This window comes from Peribacillus sp. NPDC097224, from assembly GCF_044761985.1.
GTDB lineage: Bacteria > Bacillota > Bacilli > Bacillales > DSM-1321 > Peribacillus.
Genome location: NZ_JBIWDK010000007.1, coordinates 189,776 through 205,823, shown reverse-complemented (window position 1 = coordinate 205,823; position 16,048 = coordinate 189,776). Strand labels below are relative to the sequence as shown.

General features: G+C 37.8%; 18 protein-coding genes. 7 read left to right on the top strand and 11 right to left on the bottom strand.

Annotated elements, in window-relative coordinates; translation table 11 throughout:
- From ACIQXR_RS14975 to ACIQXR_RS14965, 3 genes are all read right to left on the bottom strand, one after another.
- Positions 1-363, bottom strand: coding sequence for a VOC family protein (locus ACIQXR_RS14975; protein ID WP_402873749.1), 363 nt, complete (start codon positions 361-363; stop codon positions 1-3).
- A gap of 109 nt (positions 364-472) precedes the next feature.
- Positions 473-784, bottom strand: coding sequence for a putative quinol monooxygenase (locus ACIQXR_RS14970; RefSeq protein WP_402873747.1), 312 nt, complete (start codon positions 782-784; stop codon positions 473-475).
- 151 nt (positions 785-935) lie between these two features.
- Positions 936-2,384 carry a DHA2 family efflux MFS transporter permease subunit gene (locus tag ACIQXR_RS14965; RefSeq protein WP_402873934.1) on the bottom strand — a complete coding sequence of 483 codons (1,449 nt, stop codon included), beginning with the start codon at positions 2,382-2,384 and terminating at the stop codon, positions 936-938.
- A gap of 256 nt (positions 2,385-2,640) precedes the next feature.
- Between ACIQXR_RS14965 and ACIQXR_RS14960 the strand changes: the two genes are divergently transcribed.
- Both ACIQXR_RS14960 and ACIQXR_RS14955 read left to right on the top strand, forming a co-directional pair.
- Positions 2,641-3,552 (top strand): TetR/AcrR family transcriptional regulator, encoded by a 912-nt coding sequence (locus ACIQXR_RS14960; RefSeq protein ID WP_403080293.1) that lies wholly within the window; start codon positions 2,641-2,643, stop codon positions 3,550-3,552.
- A 199-nt stretch (positions 3,553-3,751) separates the two neighbouring features.
- Positions 3,752-3,958 carry a DUF5316 family protein gene (locus tag ACIQXR_RS14955; RefSeq protein ID WP_403080292.1) on the top strand — a complete coding sequence of 69 codons (207 nt, stop codon included), beginning with the start codon at positions 3,752-3,754 and terminating at the stop codon, positions 3,956-3,958.
- A 51-nt stretch (positions 3,959-4,009) separates the two neighbouring features.
- On the opposite strand, the gene ACIQXR_RS14950 is transcribed toward ACIQXR_RS14955, so the two are convergent.
- Entirely contained in the window at positions 4,010-4,660 is a 651-nt protein-coding gene (locus ACIQXR_RS14950) for a hypothetical protein (RefSeq protein ID WP_403080289.1), read from the bottom strand.
- 315 nt (positions 4,661-4,975) lie between these two features.
- Between ACIQXR_RS14950 and ACIQXR_RS14945 the strand changes: the two genes are divergently transcribed.
- The 5 genes from ACIQXR_RS14945 to ACIQXR_RS14925 all read left to right on the top strand — a co-directional run bounded on the left by ACIQXR_RS14945 (position 4,976) and on the right by ACIQXR_RS14925 (position 10,079).
- Positions 4,976-5,359: a YwqH-like family protein gene (locus tag ACIQXR_RS14945; protein ID WP_403080287.1), complete on the top strand. Its 384-nt coding sequence runs from the start codon at positions 4,976-4,978 to the stop codon at positions 5,357-5,359.
- Positions 5,360-5,364: 5 nt separating this feature from the next.
- The gene (locus tag ACIQXR_RS14940; protein ID WP_403080285.1) at positions 5,365-5,643 is read left to right on the top strand and encodes a DUF5344 family protein; all 279 of its coding nucleotides are present in this window, start codon (positions 5,365-5,367) and stop codon (positions 5,641-5,643) included.
- 15 nt (positions 5,644-5,658) lie between these two features.
- Positions 5,659-7,191, top strand: coding sequence for a T7SS effector LXG polymorphic toxin (locus tag ACIQXR_RS14935; RefSeq protein WP_403080283.1), 1,533 nt, complete (start codon positions 5,659-5,661; stop codon positions 7,189-7,191).
- Positions 7,192-7,288: 97 nt separating this feature from the next.
- Positions 7,289-7,624, top strand: coding sequence for a hypothetical protein (locus ACIQXR_RS14930; protein WP_402873727.1), 336 nt, complete (start codon positions 7,289-7,291; stop codon positions 7,622-7,624).
- 1,645 nt (positions 7,625-9,269) lie between these two features.
- Positions 9,270-10,079: a hypothetical protein gene (locus tag ACIQXR_RS14925; RefSeq protein WP_403080282.1), complete on the top strand. Its 810-nt coding sequence runs from the start codon at positions 9,270-9,272 to the stop codon at positions 10,077-10,079.
- 1,272 nt (positions 10,080-11,351) lie between these two features.
- Here ACIQXR_RS14925 and ACIQXR_RS14920 read toward each other — a convergent pair.
- From ACIQXR_RS14920 to ACIQXR_RS14890, 7 genes are all read right to left on the bottom strand, one after another.
- Positions 11,352-11,540: an IDEAL domain-containing protein gene (locus tag ACIQXR_RS14920; protein ID WP_402873721.1), complete on the bottom strand. Its 189-nt coding sequence runs from the start codon at positions 11,538-11,540 to the stop codon at positions 11,352-11,354.
- A 235-nt stretch (positions 11,541-11,775) separates the two neighbouring features.
- Positions 11,776-12,063, bottom strand: coding sequence for a hypothetical protein (locus ACIQXR_RS14915; protein ID WP_403080280.1), 288 nt, complete (start codon positions 12,061-12,063; stop codon positions 11,776-11,778).
- A 12-nt stretch (positions 12,064-12,075) separates the two neighbouring features.
- Positions 12,076-12,441, bottom strand: a complete 366-nt coding sequence (locus ACIQXR_RS14910; RefSeq protein WP_403080278.1) for a hypothetical protein — start codon at positions 12,439-12,441, stop codon at positions 12,076-12,078.
- Positions 12,442-12,477: 36 nt separating this feature from the next.
- Positions 12,478-12,687, bottom strand: a complete 210-nt coding sequence (locus ACIQXR_RS14905; RefSeq protein WP_402873710.1) for a DUF4083 family protein — start codon at positions 12,685-12,687, stop codon at positions 12,478-12,480.
- A 236-nt stretch (positions 12,688-12,923) separates the two neighbouring features.
- The gene (locus ACIQXR_RS14900; RefSeq protein ID WP_403080324.1) at positions 12,924-14,567 is read right to left on the bottom strand and encodes an AMP-binding protein; all 1,644 of its coding nucleotides are present in this window, start codon (positions 14,565-14,567) and stop codon (positions 12,924-12,926) included.
- 472 nt (positions 14,568-15,039) lie between these two features.
- Entirely contained in the window at positions 15,040-15,567 is a 528-nt protein-coding gene (locus ACIQXR_RS14895) for a GNAT family N-acetyltransferase (RefSeq protein WP_402873707.1), read from the bottom strand.
- A gap of 146 nt (positions 15,568-15,713) precedes the next feature.
- Positions 15,714-15,875 carry a YvrJ family protein gene (locus tag ACIQXR_RS14890; RefSeq protein ID WP_402873704.1) on the bottom strand — a complete coding sequence of 54 codons (162 nt, stop codon included), beginning with the start codon at positions 15,873-15,875 and terminating at the stop codon, positions 15,714-15,716.
- Between the last annotated feature and the right edge of the window lie 173 nt (positions 15,876-16,048).

Below are 16,048 nucleotides of genomic sequence, written 5' to 3'. Positions count from 1 at the left end.
TCATGCTTTTTCCGTTTTACTTACATATTCAAAGAAGCCAAGCCTATTGCCCCAAGGATCACTAAACGTTCCCCACTTTACTGGAACCTCCGCTCTTGAATGAATCTCAAAAAATTCCACTCCAAGTTCTTGCATGACTCTTTCCCGTTCTTTTTCCAGACTAACCACACCTATACGTAACGGACCACATCCTTCTGATGGTGTTCCTTCCGATACTTGTAGCCAACTCCCTGGAATGAGTTCCCACTCCATAAAACCTTCATGAGGCATAAAGTCAGGTTTGCGTTTTATGAAGGACTCATACCACTGGCGTCCTTCTTCTATATCGGTAACCCGAATTTGTATGGTCATTTCATAAATCATTGATTCCCTCCTTGAGTATTTATTATCCAATTGGTATTTACGATCAGATAACACCTCTAACAGGATAAAGAAGGACCTTTAGAAACCCTATAATTTCACTTTCACACATTTAGTCCAATAAGCCTTTCCCTCCCTCTGTTTGTAATGTACCGATCCTCTCCATTCCAGCCATGATTGGTTTTGCTCGTTTTATTAATGTTTGAGTCGCTTCAAGACCGAGGGATGCTTGATGGGCACCTTCATCGTTCCACACTTCATACACATAAACAGAGTTAGGCTCTTCTTCGGAAATATTGACGAGATAGATTTCACAGTCGTCCAGGCTCTTTAGGGATTCTGCTGCTTCTAACAAAATATTTACCATTGCGTCACGTTCGCCATCTTTCACAATGAACTTTCCAATCAATCCATATTTACTCATGTACTCCTCCTTTAATAGCTCCTTTTTGGATACCTGTTAGATATTTCTACATCAATTTGCAATTATCCTATTTTTACCATAAAAAAATAAAAAAACATGATCATTAGCCTCTCCCCCAAAAGGAGATGACCATGATCACGTTTTTATTATCTTATGATGTTTGTTTTTCCCTTTTAGCTAGCTTATCTTCTGCAGGCCAAGCACGCTTAATGAAGAATGTTAAGATTAGCGCCAATCCAGCGATGAAGGTTGATACAAGGAAAGAGAAGTTAATGCCATCTAACATCGCTTGCATACCTACTTGCGCTTGCATTTGAGCCATCATCTCAGCTGTAGGCTGACTTGTTAATTTGCTCATGGCAGCAGTCATTAGGTCTTCGCCAGACGAAGTGGCTCGGTTAGACATGACCGTAACGAGCAATGCTGTTCCGATTGCACCTGAAACTTGATTAAGTGTATTATTCATCGCAGTACCATGTGGATTCATACGGGCCGGCAATGAGTTTAAACCATTTGTCATGATAGGCATCATTGCCATGGACAACCCGAACATCCGTACAGAATACAGAACCATAATATTTCCATACGATGTTTCCATAGTCAACTCGCTAAAGTAATAAGTGGTAACAACGGTGATAAGCAAACCAACAGCAGCAAGAACGCGTGCTCCGAACTTATCAAATAGCTTACCGGTAATTGGTGACATGAGTGCCATGATGATTGCTCCTGGAAGCATCAACAGTCCCGAATCGAACGGTGAAATGCCACGAAGCGTTTGGATATACATCGGCATCAAGATCATGGCCGAGAACATTGCCATATTCAGGACAATGGAAATGGCCGCTGATAAGGCGAACATTGGATGGGTAAAAATCCTGAATTCAAGCATCGGCGTTTCCATTTTAAGCTGGCGTACAATGAAAAGAACCAGTGTAACGGCACCGACGGCTAATGTTCCGTATACCCAAGGACTATCCCAGCCCTTGCTACCCGCTGAGCTGAAGCCGTACAGCAATCCGCCGAAACCTAAACTAGATAGAATGACAGACAGAATATCTATTCGAATATCTACTTTTTCTTTCTTGTCTTTCAGTTTAAAGAAGCCAAGAATAAGAACTAGTAACGCAAGTGGAGTAATAAAGTGGAAAAGCATTCTCCAGTCATAATGTTCCACGATCCATCCGGATAGCGTTGGTCCGATAGCAGGGGCAGCCATCATGACTAAACCGAATAACCCCATTGCCGATCCACGCTTTTCAACAGGGAATGACGTTAAAAGAACGTTCATTAATAATGGCATCATGATCGCTGAACCAGCCGCCTGAACCATCCGTGCACCTAATAACAATGGGAATACATGTGCTACACCTGCAACAATCGTCCCGATTGAAAATAGCAACATCGCTGTCAAGAACAGCTTCCGCACAGAATATTTTCTAATTAAGAAGGCTGTTGTAGGAATCATGATACCATTCACCAGCATATATCCCGTTGCCAACCATTGGACGGTTGCCGTCTCGATTTCAAGATCTTTTGATATGGATGGTAGTGCAATATTCAAAAGAGTTGAATTAAGTATGGATATGAATGCCCCGATCATCAAGATGGCTAAAATGCCATAAGGGGCCTTTTTTTCTATCGTTTGAGTAGTACTCACTTTTTATCTATTCCTCCATTCAAACTGTTGGTTCATTTTCTTATACGGTAAGTCTAACTTTCTGCATAAAATATATAATATACTCCTCGCCCATATTTTGCAATATAAATTTCTTACGTGAATATTGGGTTTGTGCTGGTATGGAAAATAGTATACGATTACATTTATACAGGCATTATAATTGACTAAGGGTGATCATATGAATGAACGCAAGCAGAATGTCATCGATACAGCTCATAAATTGTTTATTGAAAAAGGCTATCAAGCGACATCCATCCAAGATATTTTAGATGGCAGTGGCATTTCCAAAGGTACATTTTATAATTATTTCCCCTCCAAGGGAGAATTATTTATGGCCATTTTCAGTTCCTTCTATAAAAAGATCCGCTATGACCGGGAAGAACTATTGATTGGTCAGGATTTGGCGGATATTGAAATATTCATTAAACAGCTAGAAATACAAATGACGGTGAATATACAAAGTAAATTACTCGTCTTAATTGAAGAAGTACGTGTATCAAACGACGAAGAATTGAAAGAATTCATCAAGCGCATCCAATTATTAAGCATACGTTGGATGTATGGTCGTTTTATCGATATCTTTGGGGAAAGTAAAAAACCTTATTTATTGGATACCGCCATTCTCTTTAACGGAATGATGGCCCATATGAGTTATTTCAGCTTCCATGCCAAAGATACCGCTACACCAGAAATTAAAGTCATCCGCTATTGCATGAACCGGATCGTCGATCTAGTTGACGGAGTAGCCAAAAGCAAAGAACAAATACTTAATCCGGAATTAATCAATACATGGCTTCCAACCTCTAAAAATAATTTACATCAATGTCATAATGACTTAATGAAATCCACCTTGGCCCTAAAAAAGGCAACACACAGATCGCTCCCTTGTCGAGAAGATCAAGCAAAAGCAAATGAACTAATCGACTTCATTCAAGAAGAGCTGATGCAAACCAGTAAGCCACGGGTATTTTTAATAGAAAGCTTACTCCATGTTATAAAGACCCAATATGCCTCCAAGTCCAAACAAGATATGGAACAATTCGAGGAAAACGTCAACACCTGCCTGCGCCTATTAGAAAAAGAAATCTAAGGAGACAACAAAAAACACCTTGTCATGAAGGAATTGCGCACAACTTTCATTTCTTAGGTGTTTCCTTATGGAAGAATAAAGAACCTCTTCCTCCCTTCTAGTACCCCATTTGTCGGGGACTTCTACCTTCACTTAAATAATTGGAACCATTTTCCTTTTGGAACGTAGAGTTACCTAAGATGAATAAGGGGTGGGGCGATTGCTAAAGTTATTCATGATTATTGGTGTGGTAGGAATAAGCCTTTCAGGAATATTTATAGGGGCCTGGACGACCGGGCCTGAACAAAGAGCTAATTTCCATTCGGAAACGAGTGAACATCGGCAGTTCAGAACAAAAATTGCATTATATAGCGGTTTGATAGGATTGCTGTCATTAGGCATTGCCGGGTTGATATGGTACTTCTAGCAGAAAACCAAAACAAAAAGAAGGCCGCTATAGGTGACCTTCTTTTTCGGCTCATTCAGCCCACTTCTCGTCATCGGAGATCTGTTCTTTTTTCTTCAAATCAAAGGATTCATACTCATCATGAAAACAAAAATAAGAAGGCAATTCAATCGCTTCTCCATTCGCTTTTTCCCAACACTCCGCAAACCACTTTGTGATGGCTTGTTTCTCTAATGTATCCAGTTCTTCATCGTTCTCCTCGTAAAAACTCCAAAAATCATCTATCTCGTTACCTAAGACGATAGAAAATGGTACATCTTCTACAATTCCCACACTACCTGAAAAAATGCTGGAATCCTTCCCCTCATAAAAGACTTCATTCGCTCCTCTATCCATGGAAAACATCGTAATGGATAAATAAAAATCATTCCGATCAGCCACAAAATCCAAGAGCTCCACTTCAGAGTAAAAGTTGTATGTTTGTACCTTTTTAAGCCTTTCGATCAAAGCATCCGAATTCGCCTCAAGGTTACCTTCTACGGACTTTATATAGTCGGCAACCGTATAACTTGAATGGACTTCTTCCTTCCCCGTTTCTTCTATAGTATTGTCAGTACTATCGACATGGCCTGCACGATCTACTGCCTCTGAATTGGCATCGTTGTCCAGGTTACAACCACCCAACAAAACAGCCCCCACTAATACGATCATGAACTTTTTCAAAACTTCCCCTCGCCTCTTTGTTTTTGCCGCCCATTTATTAAGCAGGAATTTCCATTATAACAAAAGTTTACTATTTCACCATAAGAATGTTAAAAAAGAAACGGAATCTTGAAAACCCTAGCATGCTGCTTTAAGAATATGAACTAATGCAACTTGTTCCATTACCATTCAAAAACAATTTAATGCAGGAATAATTGACTACACTTACACTTTTTTAGGTAATATCGACCCATTTATTAAGTTATTTTCCACGTGTTACCATATAGATACCGTGACTATTATCACCATACCTATAAGCATAAGGGGCTGAAAACATTGTCCTATCTAACCGATTTACAATCCGAATTAACCCTGAAGAAGCAACAAGTCGAAAAGTTAAAAACCTGCAAGCATGAATTAGACAGTCTACAAGGAGAATTCCTTCAGAACGAAAGAGTAGTAACGAAACCAGCGCTCTCTTCCCAAACATGGCATGGAACCTTAGCCACCGATTTTACGGATGTTCGTGAAGACCTAGAATCAGTCTATAAAGATTTATCTCAAACACAGTTGAATGCAGCGATAACGGCCATCGAAAATAAAATAATGAGCCTTCAATCAGTAATTACTTCATTAGAAACCAGGATTACGGCTGAAATCGAACGACTTGCTAGAGAAGAAGAAGAAAAACGAAGACAAGAAAAGCTAAGAAAGGATTGAATGGTTTGAGTCAAGAAATAAAAGTGAATGGTGAAGATGTAAAATCAGCCATCTCGAAAATGGACCGTACAATGGAATCCTTCAAAACGAAATTACTAGAAGATTTCGCAGCCGGAAATGAATTAGACGTTGTAAAAAAAATCAAGGAACTAAACCATCAATTAGAAAAGATTGGCCAAAGCTATAAAGAAATTTTAAAAGCTAATAACCAATCCGTACGAACGGCCATACAAGAGGTAGAACAGGTTGACCAACAGCTTTCAACTTCTATAAACGCACATTAGAATATGGAGGATACAATGAGGACACTTCATTCTCAATCTTTACATAGTGGAATAGATGGATTACTAAGCAAAGTAAAAGCCCAAAGGAAACAGGCGAATGAACTGGAGAAGGTTATTCATGAATTTTCCAATCTCGATGATTCCTTAAAAGGAAAAGGTGGTTCAGCGATACGCGCCTTTTATCAAGATTGGCATATCCCTTTCCTTTCATTCTATGACTCTTCTCTTAAAAACTATGAAGTAGTCCTGACGGCTCTTAAAGAGGCTTCTACTCAACTGGAGTCTGATTCAAGCGGTTTTATCCGCCAAAGCTTTCTTGAAGGCGAACTCACGACAGGCTTAAAAAATGCACATAATGTCACGATTGATTTAGTCGATGAAGCCAACACTACCCTGGATGAGGTAAGTGATATCGTTGCCATCGAAAAGCTCAATGACCAGACATTTCTCACCCATTATCAAAGGGCTACTTCTAGAATAAAGGAAACGATTGATAACTTGGGTACGTTCGATACAAGCCAAACAAAAGAACTAGCATCTGTAGAGGATGACATACAGTTAATGCACAAATACCTTAATGAAATTCAAGGTATGTTCAGTGGCGGGAATTTCAGCATCGAAAACTATGATGTGAATCAATTAAAGGATAAGCCGGCATTTTCAGAGATAGAGAATCAAGTAGCTTCAGAAGGTAAGATGACATTTGGACAAATGCTTACCTCTCCTTTTGCCTATATTAACGGAAAAATGAGTTTTGGCGATAATGTCTTAGTAGGATATCAAGCGGCTTCCTCTATATCTACCATGTTTTTGTCAAAAAAATTAAGTATTCATTACTTTGGTAGTAAACCGACACTATGGCAAAAACTAAAAGGTAATTATGAGTTTTCCGTAAAGGCAGATCCATCTTGGACATCAAAAGGAAAACATAGTTCAAAGGTTTCTAAATGGCTATTGGACTTTTCCAGATCCACACCTACTAACCCAGTGATGCAGAAACTACAGAAATTCGCTGCTTCTTACACAAGTCCTTCCCATATGTTAAAACACCTGGCCGGTTTCCCGAAAAACTTCGAACGATCAACCGGTAAAGACTTAGTTAAGGGAACAACTGAAAGAATAAAATCGAATGGTACAACAGGTCTATTGAGTAAAGCAGCAGGCGCTAAGGGGTTAACATCTGTGGCAAAAAGAATTCCATTGGTCGGAATTCCAATATCATTTGTATCCAATCTTGGTGAAACAACAGATCCAGCAAATGTTAATAAATCATTTGAAGAAAAATTAGGAAGAGTTGCCTCTGGATTTGCTGCAGATATGATAGCAATTGGTGGCGGAGCTAAAATAGGTGCCACAATAGGAAGTATTGGCGGCCCTGTTGGAATCGTTGTAGGCGGAGCGGTAGGAGGCCTAGTAGGCGGTGTTGTAAGCTCTAAGTTTGGTAATCAAATTAAAGATATTGGCGGTAAAACGGTAGAGAAAGCTATTGATTTTGCCCATAAAAAAACAAGTGAAATAAAAAAGTCAGTTTCTAGTTGGTTTAATTAGATACCATTAAATTCTACTTTCACAATTAATCCTACATCTAAAAGTTAATCCTTCACTAACAAAACTTGTATAAAAACATCTTGAAAAGAGGAGAATAATGGCATACAACATGATAGAAAATATAAGAAATTTATTAGCAGGATATCTAACAATACAACTTACCTATGGATTCTGTATTTTTTTATTGGAAGAAACAATGACCAGTTTTTACGCTTTAGCCATCTATGATAAACCTAGTAGTCCTTATCAGAAATTTGTCAACTGGTTTATGTTTCTTCTCGTTGGTTCTGGTTACTACATTTATCTTAAACTCAGGAAATATAACTGGTTTGTTAGGAAACTTCTATTCCTATTAGCTCTTATTTTACAAGGCATTACTTCCGTGGTTATTTATAAAATTATTTATGGGACGTTGAAAGCTATTTTTCTATAACGGCTATCTATTGTGTGTCTTTGAAGTAATATTATATTTACCTTTTATTCACTCATGAAAGAGGAAAACCATGATATACAGCATAATAGAAGGCATAAGAATATTATTATTATGTATACTTTCAGGACAACTTATGTATGGATTCTTAATTTTTTTATTGGAAGGAACTATGACAAATTTTTACGCTTTAGGTGTCTATGAAAAACCTCGTACAATCTATCAAAAATCAGTTAATTTTTTCATGTTCATTACTATAGGTACTGGTTTTCACATTTATCTTAAACTCAGGAAACATAATTGGTTTGTTAGTAAAGTTCTATTCCTACTAGCTCTTCTATTACAAGCAATTGCTTCCGTAATTATTTATAAAATCATTTATGGGACGTTGAAAGCTATTTTTCTATAACTTAGAAAGAGGAATATGATGGTAGACGATATAATTCAAGGCATCAGGATTTTTATAACATGTATACTCTCAACACAATTTGCTTTTGGCTGTACTATTTTCTTTTTCGAAAGTGCGATGAGCAACTATTATGCTATGGGAACTTACGAGAAACCTAGTACTCCGTATCAAAAGTTCGTGAATTTTTTCATGTTCACTTTAATTGGTACTGGATTTCACATTTATCTAAAACTCAAGAAATACAATTGGTTTGTTAGTAAAGTTCTATTCCTAATAGCCCTTCTTTTACAAGGAATTGCTTCCGTGATTATTTATAAAATCATTTATGGGATGTTGAAAGCTATTTTTCTATAGTTTTAGAAAGAGGGTAAAATGTCACCAGGAACTTCTGAAATAATTAGCAATTTAATTGGATACATACTCTCCATTCAACTTATGTTTGGTTTTTTAATCTTTTTATTAGAAAGTACTATGACGAATTATTATGCTCTAGCAACCTATGAAAAACCTAATAATTTCTTCCATAAGTTCGCAAACCTTTTCATGCTTGTTACCGTGGGTACCGGTTATCATATTTATCTCAAACTTAGAAATTATAACTGGTTTGTACGAAAATTTTTATTTCTTACTTCCCTTACTTTACAAGCAATGATATCCATTATTATTTATATAATTATTCTTCGTATTCTATAGGCAATAGTTCTTATATAAATATATTTCATTACACTATATATGGGATGCATATGATACCCTATACACTTACTTTTAAAGTTTGTTTAGTAAACCTCCTAAATTCAGGAGGTAATAACTGGTTTTTATACCTTTTATATATTTCAGAAAGAGGAGAACCATGATATACAGCATAATTGAATGGATAGGAATTTTATTACTATATCTCCTCTCAATCCAATGGGGATCTAGCTTTGTAATCTTCTTATTCGAAAGCGCCATGATCAGGTACTATTATATTTTAGGAACTTATGAGAAACCCAGTAACCTTTATCAAAAAACCGTGAACTTTTGCATGTATGCCATGATGGGTGCCGGCTTTTATATTTATCTCAGACTACGTAAATACAATTGGTTTGTTCGAAAATTTTTCTTCCTTATCGCTCTTATTATACAAGGAATTGCTTCCATTATTATTTATAAGATCATATATGGGATAGTGAAAGCTATCTTTCTATAACTTATCAAAAAGCGGATACATGACCATACTTCTTAAAAGGACGTGACAAAATGAATCATTTGTTAACCTGTACAACTGAAGAATTAGCCTTGATGGTGAGTGTTGCCGGACATCATGAGATTGCAAAAGGGATTGCCGAAACCGCTATTGGGGATAAGTCCGAAAAAGAGTGGTTGGCCATTCTTGAAGTGACGAAAAATCAATTAATGATGAAAAACATGTGGAGTGAGGAGCAAGAATCTCGGGAAGAAGTACCATTAACGCAGGAAACTCAGCGTTTCATCGAAAAGTATATTGGCTCAAAACGAATGATTCGCTGCTCCAATTCCCCTCAAAAGTCCGTATTAATGCTACATCACTTTGAAGAGGATGAATGGCTTTTCCACTTGATCGATCGAGATATCATTCATGAATTCGCGATTATCCCCTCTTCTGAAATCCAGATGATTATTAGAGAATATTATGGAATCTCCTTTGACAAATATCAAGGTGAGGAAGCTTTCTCTCTGACCGAGCAAGCATTTGATTGGTTAAGTAATCCTAAAAAAGTTGATAAAGTACGCAAGAAGTCCAAGTTTACCCAGCAAGAAGAAGACAGTTTCTACTTATTCTCTGATGACCTGCGCACTTATGACTGGACTTTGTTTAATATCTCTAATTTTAGTATAACTAGTTTTGAAGAGGAAACGTACTTAGAGAACATTCTATTCTTTTTACCTTCTGATCGTGGAATATGGCTTGCAGAATATACGGAAGATCCAAAAACCCCTGTACATATCCATTTAGCCAACCATGATGAATGGGAAGCCACATTAACTGGCATAGGTGACTTGGCTGCCTATCAGGGACAATCAATATAAAAATTTAATAGATTTAGTAAAGCGGAGGGGCCATTTCAATAGAGATTGGCCTTTCGTTTTGAAAAGAGGCAGATTATGTGCACGACATAATTCAAGGTATAAGAATTTTATTAACCGGTTTCCTTTTAACACAACTTTCGTATGGCTTCACCATTTTTTTATTGGAAAGTACAATGACAAACTTTTATGCTCTGGCGATTTATGAGAACCCTAGTAACCGCTATCAAAAGTTCGTGAATTTTTTCATGTTCATTCTCGTTGGCTCAGGCTATCATATTTATCTTACACTTAGAAATTACAATTGGCTTGTTCGAAAATTGTTATTCCTGGTTGCCCTGTTTTTACAGGCAATCGCTTCTGTTATTATTTATTACGTTATTTATGGGGTTTTGAAAGGTATATTTTTATAATCTTAGAAAGAGGACCTACATGTCATCAGGAAATTTAGAGTTATTCGGCAACATATTAGCATATTTACTTTCAATCCAACTTGCATATGGCTTCTCCATCTTTTTATTAGAAAATACCATGTCCAACTTCTATGCTTTAGGTATTTATGATCCGCCCAATAATCTTTTTCAAAAAATAACGAATCTCTTCATGTTGATAACGATTGGCTCAGGCTATCATATTTATCTTAAACTTAGAAATTACAGTTGGCTTGTTCGAAAATTTTTATTCCTGATTGCCCTGTTTCTACAGGCAATTGCTTCTGTTATTATTTATTACGTTATTTATGGGGTTTTGAAAGTTATATTTTTATAAGTACCGTTCATGTTAGGGAGAAGATGAGAATGGCATACAGCATTATAGAAGAGATAAGAAATTTATTAGCAGGATATCTAACAATACAACTTACCTATGGCTTCTGTATTTTTTATTAGAAGGAACGATGACCAGCTTTTACGCTTTAACCATCTATGAAAAACCTAGTAGCCCTTATCAAAAATTTATAAACTTATTCATGTTCCTTCTCGTTGGTTCCGGTTACTACATTTATCTAAGGCTTAGCAAATATAGTTGGTTTGTTCGAAAGTTTTTGTTTCTAATCGCCCTTATTTTCCAGTTACTTGCTTCCCTTATGATTTATTATGCTATTTATGGGATGTTGAAGGTTATTTTTCTATAGCTTATCAGAATGTGATTTTAGCTATGCATAACAGATTTCCTATCAGGGACAATTAGAATAAAGAAAAACAAAGGACCAATTTCAATAGAAGATTGGTCCTTCGTTATATACAGATATTAAAAAGCCTGATTCATAAGGCCACTCTAACAGAGACTCTTCAATTCATTGGTTAATCTTATAAATTCCTGCTTATCACGGGTTTCCAACGAATGATCGATTTCTTTTTCGATTTGAGTTTTCCGGTAATCACTGAGGGCCTTGATAAGTACCATTTCTGCCAACGTTTCCATCATCTCAGGTTCTAGTGGTGTTATAGGCAATTGCTTCTCCATTCGAAACCAACTCCTTCACCTTTTTTCTATTATATTGGACAACTTGAAAATTAGTATCATTCTTTATGTTTTCTTAAAAATATACATTAGTAGTAAGATATCTTCTTTTGTGAACCGTTCCCCTCTCCCTTCTCTTACTCTCATGATTAACTGGATGGGACTTTTCTATACATGAAAATAAAAAAATCCTACCCTTCTATTATTAAATAGGAAGAGTAAGATTTTATGATATGAGCTATTTCCTTCTGACTTTCAGTAACCCCCAAGATAGCAAGCCTGTAATTCCTACAAAGATTAAGTCAATAAGTACCCATTCAAAATCAATCCTATTATAATGATAATCCTCTTCATGAAAACAAGTGAAATTCCACAAATAGAAAAGCACTGTGATGATTACATGAATGATGGGTCCTACTATAAACTTCTTTGTAACCAACGCTGATCCTGTTCCTATTACAAAAGCAGTCGGGAGGATAAGCACTTCTAAGACGTAAGGATTAAACCAAGTCGATGCACTTATCATTCTAATCCTCCTCTAATGAGCAGCTTGTTCCTGTTTCAATTTCTTCCACCGGGAATAGATATCCAAACACGACATCAATAGAATCAGCCATAGGAAAGGACTATCAAATGCAATTCCCGCAGTCGATTGGCCTCCGAGAATGGTCAGCAAAGCTAGTAATGAGAGTAAATAAAAGAGGGAAAGCACTTGCCACTGGAGCCATTCCCTAAGATTCCCATCACTGAATCTCTTAAATGAAAAACTGATCACATATATGACTAAAATCAGCCATAGTAAAATACCATCTGGAATCACCCGTACCAGCGATAGATTTGGGAAATAATCCAGCACAATGACTGGTGTAAAAATAACAAGCGTGATTACTTGTAATGACTTCATTTTGCCCTCCGCTATTTCGATAACAACCTCTTTCAATCAACTATCCCGGTGATCCATTTTCTTATTAATGGACCGGAGTTCATCTTCAATCCGAGTGAGCCTACTATCTATATCCGATTGATTATGATTCTTGCCTGAATTCTTAAGCAGCCTACTGATAAACGCAGAAAATGAGACGAAGAATAAAACGATAAGTGCAAATACGATGATCATCAAAATAATTCCTGGTACCCCAATATTACTCATTAAAACAGCTCCCTTCACTATCCATTTTATACCAAGATGATAGTGGAATCATACCTCATTATGCTAATAACAATATGCCCTTTTACTAGAATAGTTTAATTCGACGTTCGTTTGCATTAATTCAACATTCAGCCTCATTAATTCAACATTCGTGGCAATAATTCAACATTCACACCATTAATTCAACATTCACTACAAAACAAAGCCGATAGCCACTTGCCGCTATCGGCTTTCTATCATTCTTTTAATAATCTCCGTAATACCTTGCCTGAACTGGTTGTTGGCAAGCTATCTCGGAATTCAACGTAGCGGGGATATTTATAGGACGCCATCCTGTTTCTTGACCAATCGACGATCTCCTCCTCGCTGATTTCCCCTTTGTACTCCGGTTTCAATATGATGAAGGCCTTCACGCTTTCGCCCCTGATCTCATCTGGTACACCCACTGCGGCAACTTGTAAAATCGCTTCATGGTCTTTCATCAACACTTCCACATCTTCCGGAAAAATGCTGTATCCCGAGGATTTGATCATCTCTTTCGTACGGCCGAGGAAATGCAGATAGCCTTCCTCATCCAGCATTCCAATGTCACCTGTATAGACCCAGCCATTTTTTAATGTCTCGGCTGTCGCGTCTGGCCTATTCAGATATCCTTTGAATACGCCAGGGTTCTTCAACACGATTTCCCCTCGTTTACCCGGCCGTAAATCTTCTCCTGTTTCGAGGTCAACGATGCAGATCTCGGTATCAAATGTAGGAATGCCACAAGTACCAAACTTGATTTTATCAATCGGCATGAATGTATCACATGTATGCGTTTCACTTAACCCATACGATGCTTCATACAAAAGGCAACCATCGGTCAATTCCCCCCATGCCTTTGCAAGCTTTTCATCGACCGGAATGCCAAAACTAGTCGCGAAATTCAACTCAAGTGAAGTTAAGTCTCTTCCTTCGATACCATGAGTATTCAAGATAGCTACATTCATAGGGGCGACCGTATATAATTTATTCACTTTATACGTCTCTATGGCACTGATTGCCGCCTCTGGCTCAAACCTTGTCAATGCCACACACTTGCAGGCACTATATATAGGAATATTGACGCCCATCACCATCCCGGCAATATGGCAAAATGGAGCGCCTGCCAGCATTTTGTCGCTGTGCGTGATGAAAGAACTCTGAGCAGTCGCTGCCGTTTTGAACAACGCGTTCCCATATGTAAGCATCGCCGCTTTCGGCCTCCCCGTCGTACCCGAAGTGAAGACCATCAGGCTCACATCTTCCCATATATTCACTTCTTCCACTTCTTTTAGAACCTCATTCGTATAGAGAATTTCAAGAAGATCAAACGTTCGTTCCATTGTCACTTTCTCCGCCAAAAACTCGGCTGGCAACGGCAAAGTGGGAGATTCCGAAAGAAAGTCAGCGTAATGGGTGGTGATGATAAATTGTAAGGATTTTGCCTTACCTTTCACCGCTTCCATAGTTGGATATAACTCCTGGCCGGCAATAGCGGCCTTTATATCCGCCTCATTGATCAAATATTCCAGTTCCGCTTCTTTATACATCGGATTCAAAGGTACCACTATGGCACCAAGCATTTGGATGGCGTAATGTCCAATGAGATATTGCGGACAGTTCTGCATGAACAAAGCGATCCGGTCGCCCTTACCCACACCTTGGTCTTTGAGAAACTGGGCAAGCCTCCCCGTGTCATCCTGAAGCTGGCTCCAAGTCAGATTGTTCCCATAGTACACATACGCCGTTTCCTCCGGACGTTCCTTCGCATTATCCATCAAGTACTCATGAAGCGGCTTTTCCCCTAAGCGGTAATGCAAGGTTTCCAAAACACCTTTTGGCCAGCTTTTCTTAGTCATTGATTTCACGATCCATTCCTCCTATTAAAAGAATCACAAATGGTTGGAAGCGTTATCATATTTTTGCAATGGACCTAGTTGAGGAACAAACGGATGAGGTGTAGAGAAGTGTCGTGATGTAGACCGAATTACTTTTTTGAATATTCTAATAATATTATATTTCATCTTATCCTTAAAATCTAGGATCGTCCCTCTGTAAAAAAATAAGCATTTGGCGGACACGACCGCCGAATGCTTATTTTTGCAACGTGTTAGAAGTAATCCTGACCTTTAAAAGGTGACTAATCCAACCAAACGACCAAATCCGTAACCAACCAATATAATTAAGAAACCTCCTATAATATAGAAGGATGCCCTCATAAATTGATCCTGTTTGTTTATAGTCTCAAAAACACTTTTCAAAAACTTATTCATTGTAAATCCCCTTCAAAATTATTCATTTGGAAAATTGATACAATAATTATAGAATACATCAGTTTGTACCGGATAACATGGTAGTCAACGTATAATAAACGAAATGGAGATTCTGTCCATTCATTTCGAAGCCTTCTTCACTGGTAGCCACCTTCTTGAAGCCGTTTTTCTCCAAAACTCTTTGGGAGGGAATATTAGTAGTGGTCGTCTTTGCATGGATTTGTTTGATATCTTTATTGACGATTTTCTTTAGTAATAATTGCAGAGCCCTATTGGCAATCCCTCTTCTCGTGTGCATTTGCCCCACTCGATAACCAAGATGCCCTATTCTTTGATCTTCTTCGATATCTACCACATTTATTCTTCCTAAAATGGAATGGCGGTTATCCTTGATTAAATAGAAAAAGGAAACTCCTCGTGTTTGTTCATCGAGTAACGCGTTATGGCTTTCATTGAAATGAGCAGGGATATAATAGTCATCTCCACGAGACGGGACCACTTCTTCAAAAAAAGCTCTGTTTTCCAGTTCAAATGCTAACAACTCTTCCATATCTGAATCTCGTAACTCCTCTATGAATATATCCATTTAAGCCGTCACCCCTTTTTGTCTAAGTATAATGGAAAATTAAGGATGAGTAACGTTTTTTCTTGGTGATGGATATTCGTTTATATGGCATTTCCAATGAACAATTATAAAAACACCGTGGAAGCTATCATCCACGGTGTTTCCCTTTATCCTTTGAATTGACTTTGGAATCCTTCTCGCAAGCGTTCTGGCAGCTCGACAATGGTTTCGTTCAATGTATCCAGCTTTGTTTCGATCCGGTGAAGCAAGTACAAGGTTACAATGATGGGAAACCCGATATCGCTGACAAACGGTAGGATTTGATCCACTTTTATTCACCTGCCTTGAGTAGTTTTAATCAAAAAGGACAGGCTCACCGCTTCCGGACTTGTCCTTCAAGATGAGCCTGCCTCTGAATGGAGTTGAATCACCAAGAATTCAACCACTTAAGCAAATAATTCGACCGTTGTGGCGATTAATTCGACCGTTACGACCAATAATT

Bases quoted from the DNA above. Each gene is read 5' to 3' on its own strand.
- ACIQXR_RS14975 (WP_402873749.1), bottom strand. From the start codon at position 363: ATGATTTATGAAATGACCATACAAATTCGGGTTACCGATATAGAAGAA.
- ACIQXR_RS14970 (WP_402873747.1), bottom strand. From the start codon at position 784: ATGAGTAAATATGGATTGATTGGAAAGTTCATTGTGAAAGATGGCGAA.
- ACIQXR_RS14965 (WP_402873934.1), bottom strand. From the start codon at position 2,384: ATGATCGGGGCATTCATATCCATACTTAATTCAACTCTTTTGAATATT.
- ACIQXR_RS14960 (WP_403080293.1), top strand. From the start codon at position 2,641: ATGAATGAACGCAAGCAGAATGTCATCGATACAGCTCATAAATTGTTT.
- ACIQXR_RS14935 (WP_403080283.1), top strand. From the start codon at position 5,659: ATGAGGACACTTCATTCTCAATCTTTACATAGTGGAATAGATGGATTA.
- ACIQXR_RS14930 (WP_402873727.1), top strand. From the start codon at position 7,289: ATGGCATACAACATGATAGAAAATATAAGAAATTTATTAGCAGGATAT.
- ACIQXR_RS14925 (WP_403080282.1), top strand. From the start codon at position 9,270: ATGAATCATTTGTTAACCTGTACAACTGAAGAATTAGCCTTGATGGTG.
- ACIQXR_RS14920 (WP_402873721.1), bottom strand. From the start codon at position 11,540: ATGGAGAAGCAATTGCCTATAACACCACTAGAACCTGAGATGATGGAA.
- ACIQXR_RS14915 (WP_403080280.1), bottom strand. From the start codon at position 12,063: ATGATAAGTGCATCGACTTGGTTTAATCCTTACGTCTTAGAAGTGCTT.
- ACIQXR_RS14910 (WP_403080278.1), bottom strand. From the start codon at position 12,441: ATGAAGTCATTACAAGTAATCACGCTTGTTATTTTTACACCAGTCATT.
- ACIQXR_RS14905 (WP_402873710.1), bottom strand. From the start codon at position 12,687: ATGAGTAATATTGGGGTACCAGGAATTATTTTGATGATCATCGTATTT.
- ACIQXR_RS14900 (WP_403080324.1), bottom strand. From the start codon at position 14,567: ATGACTAAGAAAAGCTGGCCAAAAGGTGTTTTGGAAACCTTGCATTAC.
- ACIQXR_RS14895 (WP_402873707.1), bottom strand. From the start codon at position 15,567: ATGGATATATTCATAGAGGAGTTACGAGATTCAGATATGGAAGAGTTG.